Raw genomic sequence first — 17,466 nt, forward strand, 5'->3', positions numbered from 1 at the left:
GGGCTGGCGATTACTGCGCGAGCAAGTCCAGCAAGCCCGCTTCATCCAGCAATGCCACTCCCAGTTCCTGTGCCTTGGCCAGCTTGCCGCCGGCATCGCTGCCAGCGACCACGTAATTGGTTTTCTTCGATACCGAGCCGCTGACCTTGCCGCCGGCCGCTTCGATCAGCGCCGCAGCCGCATCGCGGCTCATGGTGGGCAAGGTGCCGGTGAGCACGAAGGTCTGGCCATCGAACTTGCCGCCGGCCGCTGGCAGTTGTGGCAATTCTGCCAGCAATTGCTCGCGCATGCCGTTCAATTGACGCAGCAATTCCACGTTCGCCTCGACCTGCAGCCAAGCCGCCAGCGCCTCGGCCACGCCGGCCGGCAAACCGGCCTGGAAACCGCCGCCCTGCTGTGCCAGAGCGGCCAGGGTGGCGCCGCGCTCGACCAATTGCCGGCTGCGCGGCTCGGTCAGCCTGGGAATGCCGATGGCGGCCAGCAGCTTGACCTGGTCGAGCTGATCGCGCAGCCTGGCGCTGGGTGCATGTTCGCCCTGCGGCGTGACACCGGCGTCCAGCAAGGCTTGCAAGGCCTGCTGGTTTTTCTCTTCTGCAAAAAAATCGGCGATCGACTCGGCCACCGTGCCGCCGATATCGGGCAGCACGCGCAGCAGGGCGGCCGGCGCATGGCGCACGCGCTCCAGGCTGCCCAGCCACTCGGCCAGGGTCTTGGCCGTCGATTCGCCCACATGGCGGATGCCGAGCGCAAACAAGAAACGCTCGAGCGGCGGGCGCTTGCTCGCTTCGATACCGGCCAGCAGGTTTTCCGCCCACTTGGTCGGCACTTTTCCCTGCTGCACGGTTTCGGGCGTAGAGCCGTCGCGCTCGTCGGCGCGCAGCTTCATTTCCAGCAGTTTTTCCAGGCTCAGGCTGTACAGGTCGGCCAGGCTGTGCACATAACCGAGTTCGACCAGGGTATCGATATAGCGCTCACCCAGGCCGTCGATATCCATCATGCGCCGGCCGCCAAAATGACGGAACGCTTCCTTGCGCTGGGCCGAGCAGAACAGGCCGCCCGAGCAGCGCGCGATCGCCTCGCCTTCCGCACGCACCACGTGCGAGCCGCACACCGGGCAGTGTGCCAGCATCCTGAACGGCAAGGGCTCAGGTTCAGGGCGCTTGTCGAGCACCACCGCCAGCACTTCGGGGATCACGTCGCCAGCACGGCGCACGATGACCGTGTCGCCCACGCGCACATCCTTGCGCAGCACTTCGTCTTCATTGTGCAAGGTGGCGTTGGTGACAGTCACGCCGCCCACCGAGACCGGCGCCAGGCGCGCCACCGGCGTCATCGCGCCGGTGCGGCCAACCTGGATATCGATGCCCTGCACCACCGTCAGCGCCTCTTCGGCCGGGAACTTGTGCGCCAGCGCAAAGCGCGGCGCGCGCGACACGAAACCGAGTTCCAGCTGGTCTTCGGTAGCGTCGACCTTGTACACCACGCCGTCGATTTCATACGGCAAGCCGGGACGGCGCTCGCCGATATCCTTGAAATAGCCAAACAGCCCCTGGGCGCCGCGCACCACCTTGCGCTCTTGCGACACGGGAATGCCCAGCTTCACGTACCAGTCCAGCAGCGCCGAGTGCGACGCAGGCATCGATGCGCCTTGCAGGGCGCCGATGCCGTAGGCGTAAAAGCGCAGCTTGCGCTCATTCGTGATGCGCGCATCGAGCTGGCGCAGGCTGCCGGCGGCCGCATTGCGCGGATTGGCAAATTCCTTCTGGCCCGCCGCGCGCTGGCGTTCGTTGAGGCTGGCAAAGTCGGCCTTGAACATCATGACTTCGCCGCGCACGTCGAGCACGGCCGGCACGTTGCCGCCATGCAGACGCATGGGAATGCCGCGGATGGTGCGGATATTGGCCGTCACATCTTCGCCGGTGGCGCCGTCGCCGCGCGTGGCCGCCTGCACGAACAGTCCGTTTTCATAGCGCAGGTTGATGGCCAGGCCGTCGAATTTCACTTCGGCAGCGTAGTCAACCTCTTGCGCGTCCAGTCCCAGGCCTTCGCGCACGCGGCGGTCGAAATGGAGGATATCGTCGTCCGAAAATCCGTTATTCAAGGACAGCATCGGCACCGCGTGCGTCACTTGCTCGAAGTAAGGCAAGGGCGCCGCGCCCACGCGCAAGGTGGGCGAATCGGGCGAGCGCAACTCGGGATGAGACGCTTCCACGGCCTGCAGCTCGATGAACAGCTGGTCGTAGACGGCGTCGGGAATGGTAGGATTGTCGAGCACGTGGTAAGCGTACAGGTGCCGGTTCAGTTCGGCGGTCAACTCCAGCACGCGTTGGGCGGCATGGTTCAAATCAGTCATCATCGCGCACTTCTTCAGCTAAACAAACGCAATGCGCGGGTGGAACCGGCCGGAATATCGGCCGCTTCCATTTCCTGGTAAAAATCCTGCACCTGGCCGGCGATCTCGGCCAGGGCCGCGTCGGACAGCGCCTGGTTGTAATCGTCAACGATGGTCGCGTCCAGGCGGCCCACCAGCGAACGGGCGCAGGCGACCATGGCGCCGAAACCGTCACGCGATGGCGCCACGCAAGGCACGTCGAGCAGCAAGGTCAGGCGCGGCGTGGCTTCCTCGGCCAGGGTAACATTGGTCGACAGCGAGAACAGATGGCCGCCCTGGCCGTCCGGCATCACGAAGCGGCCGTCGGGGCGCACGTCGAAACCCTGCTTTTCCAGCGCAACGAGCAGGGTCGAAATCGCCCACGGCGCGCCATTGGTGTGCAGGTTGACGCCCAGCTGGGCGTCGTGGCCGGCGACAAAGCGGTGCAGATTGCGCGCTTCGGCCATCACTTCCATCATGTCGGGCACTTCCGGCTCGGCGCCGATCTCGTCGGCCACCACGCGCAGGCGCGTGACCAGCTCCGAGTATTCCAGTTCGTTCAACGCCGTGGTGCGGCTGGCCAGCTGCACCCCGCCCTGCATTTTCGTGTAAACGCCGCCGTGCGCGATCGGCTCCCAGTCGCCATTGACGTGCAGGCCGATGAAGTGCACCGGCTTGTTGCCCACCAGGCGCAGGGTTTGCAACACCGGCAGGATCTTTTCGCCGCGCACGGGCGCTTCGAGCGACAGCGGCAGCAGACAGTCGATCAGCGGGTCGACCAGGCTGGTGGCCAGTTCGCTGGCGGCGCTGTTTTGCTGCGACGGCGATGGCGCCACCTCGAGTCCGTAGGCGGTGTCGCCCTGGCCCACCTCATCGGCAAACACGGCCGGCGCGGCGCCGAACGACGGTTCGGTCTTGCCCTGCGGCATGGCATCGAAGCGCGGCTCCTGGCGCAGCACAGGCTCGGCCGTTGCCGCAGGGGAAGCAGCCGGCGCCTCGCCTTCGCGCATCAGCACGTCGTCGTGGTCATTCGAAAAAGCGCGCTCGACGCTTTTCTTGGCCTTGTATTCCTGCCACTTATTGTAGGAAAACACGGCGACGATAAAGACGCCGCCGGCGCCGAACAAGGTAATTTGAAGGTCTGTCATGCTGCTTGTGCCTCGGTAGCAAAATTTGCGGCGGACTCCATGTCCACCGCCACGATGCGCGATACGCCCTGCTCCTGCATCGTCACACCGATCAATTGATGGGCCATTTCCATCGCAATCTTGTTATGCGAAATGAAAAGGAATTGTGTCTGGTCCGACATGCGCTTGACCATGCGGCAAAAGCGTTCCGTGTTCGAATCGTCCAGCGGCGCATCGACTTCGTCGAGCAGGCAGAACGGCGCCGGGTTCAGGCGGAACATGGAAAACACCAGTGCGGTCGCGGTCAGCGCCTTCTCTCCACCGGACAACAGGTGGATGGTGGCATTTTTCTTGCCGGGAGGCTGCGCCATGACTTGTACACCGGAATCGAGAATCTCGTCGCCCGTCATGGTCAGCCGGGCTTGCCCGCCGCCGAACAGAATCGGGAACAGCTCCGAAAAGTGATGGTTGACCTTGTCAAACGTGTCTTGCAGCAAGTCGCGCGTTTCCTTGTCGATCTTGTGGATGGCGTCTTCCAGCGTATTGATCGCTTCGGTCAGGTCGGCGTTCTGGGCGTCGAGGAAGTTCTTGCGCTCGGACGCCTGCGCCAGCTCGTCGAGCGCGGCCAGGTTGACGGCGCCCAGCGCGGCAATCGCATTGGTCAAACGCGTCACTTCGCCCTGCAGATAGGACGGGCGCATGTCCGGGTGCAGCTTTTCCGTCAGGGCGGCCTCGTCGGCGCCCGATTCGAGCAATTGCTGGGCAAACTGCTCCTGGTTCAGGCGCGCGGCCTGTTCCTTCAATTGCATTTCCATGATCTTGTCGCGCTGCGGCTGCAAGCTGCGTTCGGACTGCGCGCGCGCGTCTTCAAGCAGGCGCAGCTGCTGCGTGATCTGGTCCAGTTCATGGCGCGCGTCGGCCAGCGCCTTTTCCTGGGTCGTGCGCCGCTCCAGCAGGTCCTGCAAGCCGTCGTTGGCGGCGCCGCTTTCCAGGTTGGCCAGTTCCAGCTGGCCCGCCTGCAGGCTGGCCGTCACTTGCTGGGCCTGGGTGCTGGCGGTGGCGATATTGCGGCGCAATTCCTCGATGCGGGTGCGCTGCGATTTTTCCGCGTATTCGGTGTCCTTGGCGGCGCGCTCGAGATCGCGCAGGGCGTCGCGCGCTTCGGACAAGCGCTGCTCCTTGCGCAGAAAGTCGGTCTGGCCGTCTTCATGCTCTTCCTGCAGCGTGCCCAGCGCCATGTCGAGTTGCTCGAACTTTTCTTCCGACTCCATCTTGATCTGCTGCTGTTCGGCTTCCTGGGCGGCGATTTCCGCCAGGTCTGTGCCGATCTGCGTGCTGCGCTGATTGAAGCGCGCCTCGACTTCCGACAATTTCACCACGTCGAGCTGCAAGCCATGCACGGCGGCCGTCAGTTGCTGCATGCGCAGGCGCAGGTCGGACAGGTTGCGGCTCGATGCGGCCACGGCCGCATCGGCTCGCACCGAACGCGCGCGCGCCTCTTCGGCCAGCAACTGCTGGGCGCGCAACTGCTTGCCGATATTGTCGATTTCCTGCTGGCGGCCCAGCATGCCTTCCTGCTCCGAGTCGGCCGCATAAAAGCGCACGCTGCCAGCAGTGACCACGTGACCGGCACGCGTGACGAAATAGCCGCCCGGCGGCAATTTGCCACGCTCGGCCAGGGCCTCGGCCGCGTCTTCCACCGCATAGGCGTTGTGCAGCCAGTCCTGCAGCAGGCCGCGCAAGCCCGGGTCATTGAGTTTCAACAGGTTGATAAAGGGTTTCAGGCCGGGCACCTCGAGCAGCGGCAGCGGCAGCGGCGGCACCGTCGATGGCGCGTACAAAGCCAGCTTGGCCGGCGGCGCATCGGCAAAGAAGGCCTTGGCCCAGTCGATATTGGACAGCTGCAAGGCGGAGGTGCGCTCGCGCAGGATGGACTCCATCGCCGCTTCCCAGCCCGCTTCGATCTGCAGCTTTTGCCACAGGCGCGGCAAGGTGTCGAGCTCGTGCTTTTTCAGCCAGGGCTGGACCTTGCCCTGCGTCTGTACGCGCTCCTGCAATTGTTTCAAGGCCGACAGCCGCGCTTCAAGCTGGGCGTTGGCGTTTGTTTCAGCATTGACCTGGGCCTGCGCCTCGCTGCGTTCCTGTTCCAGCCTGGGCTGCTGTTCCAGTGCCTCTTCCAGGTAAAAGCCCTGCTCCTCTAGCGTCTGCTGCTTTTCCTCCAGCTGCAGTTTGAGGTTGTCCAGATGGCTGCTGTCGGGCAAGCTGAGGCTGTTTTTTTCCTGCTGCAATCGCTCGCGCCGCGAGAGCAGGCTGTTCAGAATATTCGAGGCGTTACGCTGGTGCGCCGATTCCAGTTCCAGCTGCTGTTGCGCCTGCATGATCTTCGCGCGCGATTCCGTGCTCTTGTGCTGGGCGGCGCGCCAGGCGGCGTCAAGCTCGGGCAATTGCTCGCCCTTCTGCTCGGCCATCATCTGCGACTGCTCGACCTTGGCGGCCAGCTCTTCGAGCTGGAATTCGGCTTCTTCCAGCTGTTCCTGATACTCGCCGCCCTGGCCGCTCCACTGGTCGCGCTGGGCCGTCAAGGTGGCCAGCTGCGCCTGCAGGCGGGCGCGCGATTCGATCACGAACTTGATCTGCGCTTCCAGGCTGCCGATTTCCGCATTCGTCTGGTACAGATGGCCTTGCGCCGTATGCAGGCGGTCGCCGACGGCAAAGTGCGCCTGGCGCATCTGTTCCAGCGTCAGTTCCACGTTGCGCAGCTTGGCGGCCTGCTCTTCCAAGTCGGTCTGCGCCTGTTCGACTTCGCGGAAATAGCGCGTCTGCTCGTTCTGCGCCTCGTTCTTGCGCAACAACCACAACAGCTTCTGCTTTTCTTCCTGGTCGGCCTGCAAGGCGTGAAAGCGGGTGGCCACGGCCGCCTGCGCTTCGAGCTTTTCCAGGTTGGCGTTCAGTTCGCGCAAAATATCTTCCACGCGCAGCAGGTTTTCGCGCGTGTCCTGCAGCCGGTTTTCCGTTTCGCGCCGGCGCTCCTTGTACTTCGACACGCCGGCTGCTTCTTCAAGGAACACGCGCAGCTCTTCCGGGCGCGATTCGATAATGCGCGAAATCATGCCCTGGCCGATAATGGCATAGGCCCGGGGACCGAGGCCGGTGCCGAGGAAAATATCCTGGATATCGCGCCGGCGCACCGGCTGGCTGTTGATGTAATAGGTCGAGGTGCCGTCGCGCGTCAGGGTGCGCTTGACGGCGATCTCGGCATACTGGCCCCACTGGCCCGAGGCCTTGCCATCGTTATTGTCGAACACCAGTTCGACCGAAGCGCGCCCGGCGGGCTTGCGATGGGTGGAGCCGTTGAAGATCACGTCCTGCATCGACTCGCCGCGCAATTCCGACGCTTTCGATTCGCCCAGCACCCAGCGCACGGCGTCGATGATGTTCGACTTGCCGCAGCCATTCGGTCCGACCACGCCCACGAGCTGGCCCGGCACCTGGAAATTGGTGGGGTCGACGAAAGACTTAAACCCCGACAACTTGATGGAAGAGAGACGCACGTGTTTTAAAGTTCCTGCCTATGCTGGCGGTTATCTGTCGTAAAAAAGTGGCCCATCATACCATTTGCCATGTCTTTTCTGGCCAAAAAACCGCCGTGCGCGCCCCATGTTCAAGGGTGGCCGGCCAGTTGCCAGTCAGCGCGCGAAAAAATGCGCCCATGGCCCGACAGCTTGAGGGCGATTTTCTGCAGCCAGTCTTCGGTCGGCATGGGCTCGGCCTTGAAGGTAATGAGCACCATCAGCGCCAGGCTGGCCAGCGCCAGCGCATGGCTGACGGCAAAATTGACCACGCCGCGCGCCTGCCACATGAAACCGAAGGCCATGGCCAGTCCCAGCACGCAGCCGCTGACCGCCTCCGACACGCTGTGCGCGTGCACCACCACGCGCGCGATCGCCACCAGCACGGCGCAGGCCACGCCCAGCAGCACGCCCGCATGGCGCCACTGGCGCGGCGCGCGCTGCAACACCACATACATCAGCACCGGGAAGACGGCGCCAGCGCGCATGGCGTGGCCGCTGAAACCGGTAAAGTCGAGCGCGACGCTGCCCACGCCCCAGCCAATAAAGGCCAGCTTGGACAGCACCACCAGCAGCATGCCGCCGCCGTACCACAGGCTCCAGCTGAGCACCAGCCGCCACTGCTTCGACACCAGCAACCAGATGGCGATGGCCACCCCGGCAGGCCCCAGCACCGCCATGTCGGCCGCAAAAGAAATCGCGTTCCACCAATTCATCATTACTACGCTCATTGATATGCAGGCCGCACTATGCCATGACTGGCAAGGTACACGCGGGGATTTTCAGGAGCCAGGCGCCGACTATTACATCCGATTACATTTGTCGCTTATATTTCTATCAAGAAAGCAGGCCAAATCCTACACGGCGTCAAGGAGTGTTCCGATGGTCTTGCTTATGCTTGCCGCGCATCATGCCTTACCGGCACACATCAGCCAAGGGGAGCCAGAGCCCGGCAGCAACGCCCTGGCGCCCCTTTACCGATGCGCTCCGGCGATGATTTTTTTCGTGACTCTTTCATTTCTCAAAGGAAATATGATGAACTCGAATCAAAAAAGCGATCAAGGCAAAAAACAATCCGGTAGCGCTCCCGCTAGCGCTCCCGCTAGCGGCAACAAGCAATCGGGTAGCCCCGGCCAGGGCAGCAAACAGGGCGGCAGCCACGAACAGCATGTGGATGCGGGCCGTCAAAGCCATAAAAACGACGACAACAAGCAGTCGGGCGCAAGCGGCAGCAAAAGCGGCATATAATGACGCTGCCTGACGGCGTGACGCCGGCAGGCACATCATGCAAGCAGGGTCTGGACCGGCACGCCGGTACAGGCCCTGTTTGCATGCTCAGATATTGACCAGACGCTTGCCCTTGGGAATTTCGAAATCGCGGATCGCCTCGACCATGCCCACCGTCAAGGCCTGGTCCGCCGTCAGGTGCAGGTCGGAATAGGCATGCACCAGCCACTGGTCTTCGCTCAAAGCCACATGGCCGCGCAAAATGCGCTCGGTACGCTGGTCGTCGGCGCGCAAGCCTTCGACGATGATGCTGAGCGCATCGGGCCGCGCACCGGGCGAGGCCGTGGCATGCGACTTGTGCACCATGAAGCGCGCCGTATCGCTGGCGTAGCGCTGCTGGCCCGACAGGAACAGCGTCACGGCGATCGAGGCCACGGCGCCGGTGTTGTAGGTCACCAGCCTGATCGGCAGCTTGCTTAAAAAATTGTATAGGCAGATGCCGTCGCTGACGTAGCCGCCGTTGGACTGGATCAGGATATGGGCGGTGGCGAGCTTGTCTTCCGTCATGTCGGCCACGGCGTTGAAAACGCGGCGCACCATGTCGCTGTTGACGTCGCCGGACAGGGTAAACCAGCCGTGCTGCTCGATGCTGCTATGGGGTTCGCTCATGGTAATCACTCTTCGACAAGGACGGTGATGATGGTATTGAGCATAGCAAATTTCCGTGGCCGCCGCCGTCTTGCTGATACCGTGCGCAACACTGTCTCGCATACTCTTGCGCGCAGGAAATATCAGGCCCCAAGCCCCATTTTGGTGCATGCTGGCCGGGTGTTTACAGATTGACAGAAAGCCCTTGCTGGCATATATTCCCACCACTTGATCGGGAGAGGGCAAACTCGCGTTGCCGCCGAAGGGGCACTACCCAAAAACTCTCAGGCAAAAGGACCGATCAGGCGAGGCGCAACGATGGCGATGACCATGCTGCGGCTCAACTCTGGAGAGCGACTGCGGCACTGCCGGCGGTCCACCGAAGGGGCGCACGGAGCTTTTTCTCCGTAATCTCTCAGGTACCAAGGACAGGGGGGTGATGTTCACGCTGGAAGGCCGGGTCGGCTTGGCCATTGCGTGTGCTGTTAACTCCCCCCTTTCACCTTCGTCCCGAGGAATCAATGACGCTCAACGCAACCCCACTCAATAACGCCCACCGTGCCAGCGGCGCCCGCATGGTCGATTTCGGCGGCTGGGACATGCCTGTCAACTATGGTTCGCAAATCGAAGAACACAAGGCCGTGCGCAGCGACGCCGGCATGTTCGACGTGTCGCACATGTGCGTGGTCGATATCGAAGGCCCGAACGTGCGCGCCTTCTTGCGCGGCCTGCTGGCCAACAACGTCGACAAGCTGCAAGTGTCGGGCAAGGCTCTGTACTCGTGCATGTTGAATCTTGATGGCACCGTCATCGATGACCTGATCGTCTACTTCTTCAACGAAAACTGGTTCCGCCTGGTGGTCAATGCCGGCACGGCCGACAAGGACGTGGCATGGATGCAGCAGCAAAACAGCGCCACCAACAGCGGCCTGACGATTACCGAGCGCCGCAGCGCGAATGATCCAATGGCGCTGGTCGCCGTGCAGGGTCCGAACGCGCGCGCCAGGGTGTGGCAGGTGTTGCCGGAAACCCAGGCAGCATCGGAGGCGATCAAACCCTTCAACGCCGTCATCGTCAAGGACACGCCATTTGGCGAAGTGATGCTGGCGCGTACCGGCTACACGGGCGAAGACGGTTTTGAAATCGGCGTGGCGGCGAGCCAGGTCGAAGCGTTGTGGAATGCGCTGGCAGCTGCCGGTGTCAAGCCTGCAGGTCTGGGCGCGCGCGACACCCTGCGCCTGGAAGCTGGCATGAATCTGTACGGCCAGGACATGGACGAAACCGTCAACCCGCTCGACGCCGGCCTGGCCTGGACCATCGACCTGGTCAGCGAACGCGACTTTATCGGCAAGGCGGCACTGATCGCGCAAGGCCAGAACGCGCAATTCGTCGGCCTGATCCTGCGTGAAAAAGGCGGCGTGCTGCGCGCGCATCAGAAAGTCATCGTGGCCGGCAGCGACCAGGCTGGTGAAATCACCAGCGGCACCTTCAGCCCGTCGATGCAGGAAGCGATCGCGCTGGCGCGCCTGCCCAACGGCGTCAACGTGGGCGATACCGTGCACGTGGAAATCCGCGGCAAACAGCTGGCCGCATCGGTAGTCAAGCTGCCTTTCGTGCGCAACGGTAAAATCCTGGTTGCGTAACGTATAGAGCGTGCGCACCGACCGATCAAACATCACCAATAACCGAACATTTACCATCTGGAGCCATACATGAACATTCCTGCAGACCTGAAGTACACCGCCTCCCACGAATGGGTGCGCCTGGAAGCGGACGGCACGGTCACCGTCGGCATCACCGAGTACGCACAGGATGCCTTGGGCGACATCGTGTTCGTCGAACTGCCTGACGTCGGCGCCACCTTCACCGCCGGCGACGACGCCGCCGTGGTCGAATCGGTCAAGGCCGCCAGCGACATCTACGCACCGGTCTCGGGCGAAGTCACCGCAGTGAACGACGATGTCGTCAACGCGCCGGAATCGATCAACGCCGACGCCTACGCCAACTGGATGTTCAAGATCAAGCCAGCCGACGCGGCCTCGCTCGACGGCCTGCTCGACGCCGCCGCCTATGGCGCCGCCACCGGCGAGTAATCGCGCTTGACGACGGGCCGCTTCAAAGGCCCGTCTGCTTTTTTCGCAGCGCCTGCGCGCCGCGCCCCCCGGTTTTTTCAGTCTTTTTGGCCTCTATACCATGACCCGCACCAGCCTGACCCAACTCGAAGCACGCGATGCCTTCATCGCCCGCCATATCGGCCCATCCCCTTCCGAACAGGAAGCCATGCTGTCCACCCTGGGCTACGCTTCGCGCGCCGCGCTGATCGATGCGCTGGTGCCGGCCAATATCCGCAACCAGGGCGCGCTGCCGCTGGGCGCCTACTCGCAGCCGATGCCGGAACAGGAAGCCCTGTCGCGCCTGAAAGCCATCGCCGGCAAGAACCAGGTGTTGAAATCGATGATCGGCCAGGGCTACTACAACACCTTCACGCCAGGCGTGGTGCTGCGCAATATCTTTGAAAACCCGGCCTGGTACACCGCCTACACGCCTTACCAGCCGGAGATTTCGCAAGGCCGCCTGGAAGCGATCCTGAACTTCCAGCAAGTGATCACGGACCTCACCGGCATGGGCATCGCGAACGCCTCGATGCTGGACGAAGGCACGGCCGCCGCCGAAGCGATGACCCTGATCCAGCGCGTGGGCAAGTCGAAGTCGACCGTGCTGTATGTGGCCAGCGACGTGCTGCCGCAAACGCTGGAAGTGGTGCAGACGCGCGCCCTGCCGATCGGCATCGAGGTGCGTATGTTCGATCCTGCTGAAATCGACGCGCTGGGCGAGTGCTTCGGCGTGCTGCTGCAATACCCTGGCGTCAACGGCGTGGTGCGCGACTACCGCGCCGGCGTCGAAAAACTGCACGCCGGCGGCGCCATGGTGATCGTCGCGGCCGACCTGCTGGCCCTGACCATGCTGACGCCTCCGGGCGAATGGGGCGCCGATGTCGTCGTCGGCAACAGCCAGCGCTTTGGCGTGCCGCTCGGTTTCGGCGGCCCGCACGCCGGCTACCTGTCCACCCGCGACGCCTTCAAGCGCAATATGTCGGGCCGCCTGGTCGGCGTGACCGTCGATGCGCAAGGCAACAAGGCGTATCGCCTGGCCCTGCAAACGCGCGAACAGCATATCCGCCGCGAAAAAGCCACGTCGAACATCTGCACCGCGCAAGTGCTGCTGGCCGTGATGGCCTCGATGTACGCCGTCTACCACGGCCCGGTGGGCCTGTTGCAGATCGCCAGGCGCGTGCACCGCTTTACAGGCGTGCTGGCGGCCAACCTGACAACGCTGGGCCACAAGGTGGTCAACCAGACCTACTTCGACACCCTGACGATCCAGGTCGCCGACGCTGACCAGCTGCACGCCACCGCGATTGCCCACGGCGTCAACCTGCGCAAGATCGACGGCCAGCACGTCGGCCTGTCGCTCGACGAAACCACCACGCGCGACGATATCGCCCTGCTGTGGACCATATTTGCGCAAGGCGTGGCCAATGCGCCTGCCGCGCCCGATCTCGACAGCGTGGAAGCGGCCGTGGAAAACGCATTGCCGGCCCACCTGGTGCGCACCAGTGCTTACCTGACGCATCCGGTCTTCAACAGCTACCACTCGGAACACGAAATGCTGCGCTACCTGCGCAGCCTGGCAGACAAGGACCTGGCGCTGGACCGCACCATGATCCCCCTCGGTTCGTGCACCATGAAACTGAACGCCACCTCCGAAATGATTCCGGTGACCTGGCCCGAGTTTTCGAATATCCACCCGTTCGCGCCCGACGCGCAAACCGTGGGCTACCGCGAAATGATCGCGCAACTGGAAGACATGCTGTGCGCGCTGACCGGCTACGCCGCCGTCTCGCTGCAGCCGAACGCCGGCTCGCAGGGCGAATACGCGGGCCTCCTGGTGATCAAGGCCTACCACGAATCGCGCGGCGAAGGCCACCGCAATATCTGTTTGATTCCCTCGTCGGCGCACGGCACCAACCCGGCGTCGGCCAATATGGTCGGCATGCAGGTGGTCGTCACCAGTTGCGACGCCAACGGCAACGTCGACCTGGCGGACTTGAAAGCCAAGGCCGAAAAACACAGCGCCAACCTGGCCTGCGTGATGGTCACCTACCCTTCCACCCACGGCGTGTTCGAAGAAGGCATCCAGGAACTGTGCGAGATTATCCACTCGCACGGCGGCCAGGTCTACATCGACGGCGCCAACATGAACGCGCTGGTCGGCGTGGCCGCTCCCGGCTCGTTTGGCGGCGACGTGTCGCACCTGAACCTGCACAAGACCTTCTGCATCCCGCACGGCGGTGGCGGACCAGGCGTGGGCCCGATCGGCGTCGGCGCCCACCTGGCGAAATTCCTGCCGAACCAGCGCTCTTCCGGTTACCAGCGCGACGCCTACGATGCGGGCATAGGCGCCGTCAGCTCCGCGCCATTCGGCTCGGCCAGCATCTTGCCGATCTCGTGGATGTATATCGCCATGATGGGCGCCGAAGGCCTGACGGCAGCGACCGAAACGGCGATTCTGGCCGCCAACTACATCGCCCGCCGCCTGTCGCCGCACTACCCGGTGCTGTACACGGGCCACGACGGCCTGGTCGCCCACGAGTGCATCCTGGACCTGCGCCCGATCACCGACGCCACCGGCATCAGCAACGAAGACGTGGCCAAGCGCCTGATGGACTTCGGCTTCCATGCGCCGACCATGAGCTTCCCGGTACCGGGCACCTTGATGATCGAGCCGACCGAGAGCGAATCGAAGGTCGAGATGGACCGCTTCATCGACGCCATGATCGCGATACGCCACGAGATCGCCAAGGTCGCCAGCGGTGAATTCGACCATGACGACAACCCCTTGAAAAACGCGCCGCACACGGCGCAGGTATTGCTGGCCGACGATTGGAATCGCAAATACAGCCGCAGCGTGGCCGCCTATCCGGTCGCCTCGCTGCGCGAGCGCAAGTACTGGCCGCCGGTAGGCCGTGCCGACAACGTCTACGGCGACCGCAACCTGTTCTGCGGCTGCGCGCCGATCAGTTCGTACGAAGAAGCGTAATCGGCGCTACCCGCCAAAGCGGGCGTATTGACGCACTTGAAGGCAGGCCATGGGCCTGCCTTTTTTATTGACGGTCAGCGTTTCCCCTATCATTGCCAGACCATTTCGTTGTCGATTCAATCTCTTTAACCAACTGAAAGACTTCATGAAACACAGCCTGCTTGCTGCTCTGTTGTTCACCGCACAGCAACACTCGGATACTTTGCAACTCGGAAAGCACTCCATGGCAGTTCGTCCATGCCGCTCGCTACATTACGCTTCGGCAATGTAATCAATCTTTGCTTGACGTTGCCTGCGCGCACTTTTATCATGCGTGCATTATTCATTTTACGGAGTCCCACGTGGGTACTTGTTCCAGTGACAGTAGTCGATCCTGCATCGACAATTAATCCCGGCAAGCACGCGTCCTCCTTCCCGCCGCGCCTTGCCGAGCAAGGTGTGGTTTGCGCCAGTATTGACTGCCGCGCACTTCCTTCCTGACCATTGATTGTCCTGACGCACGGCTATTGAGCCCGTCCGCAGCTGGCATCTTGCCGGTGCGCGGCGACAAGTCTCGCCTGACCTCCCTGCCTCGACAGGAGAACGGTGATGATCTGCCATCAAACGCTACAACGCACTACCCCACTCGCCGCGCCCGCACGGCCTGCATGTCTGTTCCCGCTGCAACCATCTTTCGCCTGAAAGGAAGAGCCATGACCCTCTTCACCCGTCTGTTCGAATCGTTCCTGCGCAAGCGCCACACGGCCGGCCACTTCCGCCGCCAGGCCATGCCTTTGGCAAACAGCACCGCCCGGACCGTACCTGTGCCCGACCACCTGGCGCGCCAGTTGCTGGCCGCCGCCACCGAAGCCTTGCCCGACGCGATGGCACGGCTGTCCACGCGCGAAGCGGGCCTGTCCGACGACGAAGCGCAGGCCGTGCTGGCCGAGACCGGCCCGAATGAGGTCGAGCACGAAAAGCCGCTGGCCTGGTACCAGCATCTGTGGCTGTGCTACAAGAATCCGTTCAACCTGTTGCTCACCGTGCTGGCGATCGTTTCCTACCTGACCGAAGACGCCAAGGCTACCATTGTCATCGGCAGCATGGTGATCCTGTCGACCCTGTTGCGCTTCGTGCAGGAAGGCCGCTCCAACCGCGCCGCCGAGCGCCTCAAAGCCATGGTTGGCAATACCGCCACCGTGCTGCGCGATGGCAAGCAGATGGAACTGGCCATCCGCGCGCTGGTGCAGGGCGACATCATCGTGCTGTCGGCCGGCGACATGATCCCGGCCGATTGCCGCCTGCTCACCGCCAAGGACCTGTTTGTCAGCCAGTCGGCCATGACGGGCGAATCGCTGCCGGTGGAAAAGATGGCCGAGCTGACCGAGGTGGTGGACGCCCACGGCAAGAACCCCATGGACCTGGCCAATTTGCTGTTCATGGGCACCAATGTGATTTCGGGCGCCGCCACGGCGCTGGTGCTGGCCACCGGCAACCGCAGCTATTTCGGCGCCATCGCCACCCGCGTCACGGCGACCGAACGCACGCCGACGGCGTTTGAGGCGGGCGTGAACAGCGTCAGCTGGCTGTTGATCCGCTTTGCCCTGGTGATGGCGCCGCTGGTGTTCCTGATCAACGGCTGGACCAAGGGCGACTGGATGGAAGCGTTTCTGTTCGCCCTGTCGGTGGCAGTCGGCCTGACGCCGGAAATGCTGCCGATGATCGTCACCAGCACCCTGGCCAAGGGCGCCGTGAAACTGGCGAAAAAGAAGGTGGTCGTCAAACGCCTGGACGCAATCCAGAACTTCGGCGCCATGGATGTGCTGTGCACCGACAAGACCGGCACCCTGACGCAGGACAAGATCGTGCTCGAACGCCATACCGACGTGTTCGGCCGCCCGTCCGACGAAGTGCTGCAGTTCGCCTATCTGAACAGCCATTACCAGACCGGCCTGAAAAACCTGCTCGACCGCGCCGTGCTCGACCATGTGCAGCTGCAGACGGAAATGCAGCTGGCGCGCGACTACGTGAAAGTCGATGAAATCCCGTTCGATTTCGTGCGCCGCCGCATGTCGGTGGTGGTGTCGGAACGCAATGATCACCACGAACTGATCTGCAAGGGCGCGGTCGAGGAAATGCTCGCTGCCTGCAGCCATCTGCGCCTCGATGGCGTGGACGTGCCGTTGGACACCTTGCTTCTCGACAAAGTATTGGCCACCACCCAGGGCCTGAACGCCGAAGGCCTGCGCGTCGTTGCCGTGGCCGTCAAGGAAGTGCCGCCGCATAAAACCGTGTATGGCGTGGCCGACGAAACCGCACTGACCTTGATAGGCTATGTGGCTTTTCTGGACCCACCGAAGGAATCGACGGCGCCGGCCCTGCGCGCACTCAAGCAGCATGGCGTGACGGTCAAAGTGTTGACCGGTGACAATCATCTGGTGACGGCCAAGATCTGCCGCGAAGTGGGCCTGGCGGTGCAAGGCGTGCTGCAGGGACCGCAACTGGACGACATGGACGACGCGCAAGTGGCGCAGGCGGCCGAAAGCCATACGGTGTTTGCCAAGCTGAGCCCGCTGCACAAGGAACGCCTGGTGCGCGCCCTGCGCGGCAACGGCCATATCGTCGGCTTCATGGGCGACGGCATCAACGACGCACCGGCCCTGCGCGCGGCCGATATCGGCATCTCGGTCGATTCGGCGGTCGATATCGCCAAGGAAGCGGCCGATATCATCCTGCTGGAAAAAAGCCTGATGGTGCTGGAAGAAGGCGTATTGGAAGGGCGCCGTACGTTCAGCAATATGCTCAAATATATCCGCATGACGGCAAGCTCGAACTTCGGCAATGTGTTTTCGGTGCTGGTGGCGAGCGCCTTTCTGCCGTTTTTGCCGATGCTGCCGCTGCATCTGCTGGTGCAGAACCTGCTGTACGACGTGTCGCAGATCGCGATCCCTTTTGACAATGTCGATGCCGAACTGATCCAGCAGCCCTTGAGCTGGAACCCGCGCGACATCGGCCGCTTCATGGTGTTTTTCGGCCCCTTGAGCTCGATCTTCGACATCAGCACCTTTATTTTGATGTGGCATGTGTTCGGCGCCAATACGCCGGCGCAGCAGACCCTGTTCCAGTCGGGCTGGTTTGTGGTGGGCCTGTTGACGCAGACCCTGATCGTGCACCTGATCCGCACGCCCAAGCTGCCCTTTATCGACAGCATCGCCTCGGTACCGCTGCTGGTGGCGACCACGGCCATCATGGCGGTCGGCGTGTTCCTGCCGATGGGGCCGCTGGCCAGCTACTTCAAGCTGCAGGCGCTGCCGCTGGCCTACTTCCCGTGGCTGCTGGCCATCCTGGTGGCCTACACAGTGCTGACGACGCTGATGAAACGCGTTTATCTGCGCAAGTTCGGCTGGCAATAGTATGATGTGCCGCTTGTAACCACCGTGAAGGC

Annotated in this window: 10 protein-coding genes and 2 riboswitches; of the genes, 5 read left to right on the forward strand and 5 right to left on the reverse strand. The window is 62.9% G+C overall.

Going from position 1 to position 17,466, the window contains the following annotated elements; translation table 11 throughout:
• Positions 1-10 precede the first annotated feature (10 nt).
• The 4 genes from ligA to CD932_RS19280 form a co-directional block, all read right to left on the reverse strand.
• Positions 11-2,353 (reverse strand): NAD-dependent DNA ligase LigA, encoded by a 2,343-nt coding sequence (gene ligA, locus CD932_RS19265; RefSeq protein ID WP_094444498.1) that lies wholly within the window; start codon positions 2,351-2,353, stop codon positions 11-13.
• Between the two features lie 14 nt (positions 2,354-2,367).
• Positions 2,368-3,519: a cell division protein ZipA C-terminal FtsZ-binding domain-containing protein gene (locus CD932_RS19270; RefSeq protein ID WP_094444360.1), complete on the reverse strand. Its 1,152-nt coding sequence runs from the start codon at positions 3,517-3,519 to the stop codon at positions 2,368-2,370.
• On the reverse strand, positions 3,516-7,049 hold the full coding sequence (gene smc, locus CD932_RS19275) for a chromosome segregation protein SMC (protein WP_094444361.1): 3,534 nt from the start codon (positions 7,047-7,049) through the stop codon (positions 3,516-3,518). The genes CD932_RS19270 and smc overlap by 4 nt, the downstream gene beginning before the upstream one ends.
• A gap of 110 nt (positions 7,050-7,159) precedes the next feature.
• Positions 7,160-7,786, reverse strand: coding sequence for a phosphatase PAP2 family protein (locus CD932_RS19280; protein WP_254926672.1), 627 nt, complete (start codon positions 7,784-7,786; stop codon positions 7,160-7,162).
• Here CD932_RS19280 and CD932_RS29460 point away from each other — a divergent pair.
• Positions 7,746-8,315, forward strand: coding sequence for a hypothetical protein (locus tag CD932_RS29460; RefSeq protein WP_254926673.1), 570 nt, complete (start codon positions 7,746-7,748; stop codon positions 8,313-8,315). The genes CD932_RS19280 and CD932_RS29460 overlap by 41 nt on opposite strands.
• An 87-nt stretch (positions 8,316-8,402) precedes the next feature.
• Here the strand turns inward: CD932_RS29460 and CD932_RS19290 are convergent, their stop codons facing one another.
• Positions 8,403-8,963 carry an ATP-dependent Clp protease proteolytic subunit gene (locus CD932_RS19290; RefSeq protein WP_094444363.1) on the reverse strand — a complete coding sequence of 187 codons (561 nt, stop codon included), beginning with the start codon at positions 8,961-8,963 and terminating at the stop codon, positions 8,403-8,405.
• A gap of 202 nt (positions 8,964-9,165) precedes the next feature.
• Positions 9,166-9,252, forward strand: a riboswitch (glycine riboswitch).
• Positions 9,253-9,278: 26 nt separating this feature from the next.
• Positions 9,279-9,384: riboswitch (glycine riboswitch) on the forward strand.
• A gap of 79 nt (positions 9,385-9,463) precedes the next feature.
• Between CD932_RS19290 and gcvT the strand changes: the two genes are divergently transcribed.
• From gcvT to mgtA, 4 genes are all read left to right on the forward strand, one after another.
• A complete protein-coding gene (gcvT, locus tag CD932_RS19295; protein ID WP_094444364.1) occupies positions 9,464-10,585 on the forward strand; it encodes a glycine cleavage system aminomethyltransferase GcvT in 1,122 nt (373 codons plus the stop codon).
• Between the two features lie 69 nt (positions 10,586-10,654).
• Positions 10,655-11,035, forward strand: a complete 381-nt coding sequence (gene gcvH, locus CD932_RS19300; RefSeq protein ID WP_094444365.1) for a glycine cleavage system protein GcvH — start codon at positions 10,655-10,657, stop codon at positions 11,033-11,035.
• A 100-nt stretch (positions 11,036-11,135) separates the two neighbouring features.
• Positions 11,136-14,042, forward strand: coding sequence for an aminomethyl-transferring glycine dehydrogenase (gene gcvP, locus CD932_RS19305; RefSeq protein WP_094444366.1), 2,907 nt, complete (start codon positions 11,136-11,138; stop codon positions 14,040-14,042).
• Between the two features lie 692 nt (positions 14,043-14,734).
• Positions 14,735-17,434: a magnesium-translocating P-type ATPase gene (gene mgtA / locus CD932_RS19310; RefSeq protein WP_094444367.1), complete on the forward strand. Its 2,700-nt coding sequence runs from the start codon at positions 14,735-14,737 to the stop codon at positions 17,432-17,434.
• Positions 17,435-17,466 lie beyond the last annotated feature (32 nt).

This window comes from Janthinobacterium sp. PC23-8, from assembly GCF_002250505.1.
Lineage (GTDB): Bacteria > Pseudomonadota > Gammaproteobacteria > Burkholderiales > Burkholderiaceae_D > Janthinobacterium.

Excerpts from the sequence above, each read along its gene's own strand:
- ligA (WP_094444498.1), bottom strand. The coding sequence starts at position 2,353 with ATGACTGATTTGAACCATGCCGCCCAACGCGTGCTGGAGTTGACCGCC.
- CD932_RS19280 (WP_254926672.1), bottom strand. The coding sequence starts at position 7,786 with ATGATGAATTGGTGGAACGCGATTTCTTTTGCGGCCGACATGGCGGTG.
- mgtA (WP_094444367.1), top strand. The coding sequence starts at position 14,735 with ATGACCCTCTTCACCCGTCTGTTCGAATCGTTCCTGCGCAAGCGCCAC.
- gcvT (WP_094444364.1), top strand. The coding sequence starts at position 9,464 with ATGACGCTCAACGCAACCCCACTCAATAACGCCCACCGTGCCAGCGGC.
- CD932_RS19270 (WP_094444360.1), bottom strand. The coding sequence starts at position 3,519 with ATGACAGACCTTCAAATTACCTTGTTCGGCGCCGGCGGCGTCTTTATC.
- gcvP (WP_094444366.1), top strand. The coding sequence starts at position 11,136 with ATGACCCGCACCAGCCTGACCCAACTCGAAGCACGCGATGCCTTCATC.
- CD932_RS29460 (WP_254926673.1), top strand. The coding sequence starts at position 7,746 with ATGTCGGCCGCAAAAGAAATCGCGTTCCACCAATTCATCATTACTACG.
- CD932_RS19290 (WP_094444363.1), bottom strand. The coding sequence starts at position 8,963 with ATGAGCGAACCCCATAGCAGCATCGAGCAGCACGGCTGGTTTACCCTG.
- gcvH (WP_094444365.1), top strand. The coding sequence starts at position 10,655 with ATGAACATTCCTGCAGACCTGAAGTACACCGCCTCCCACGAATGGGTG.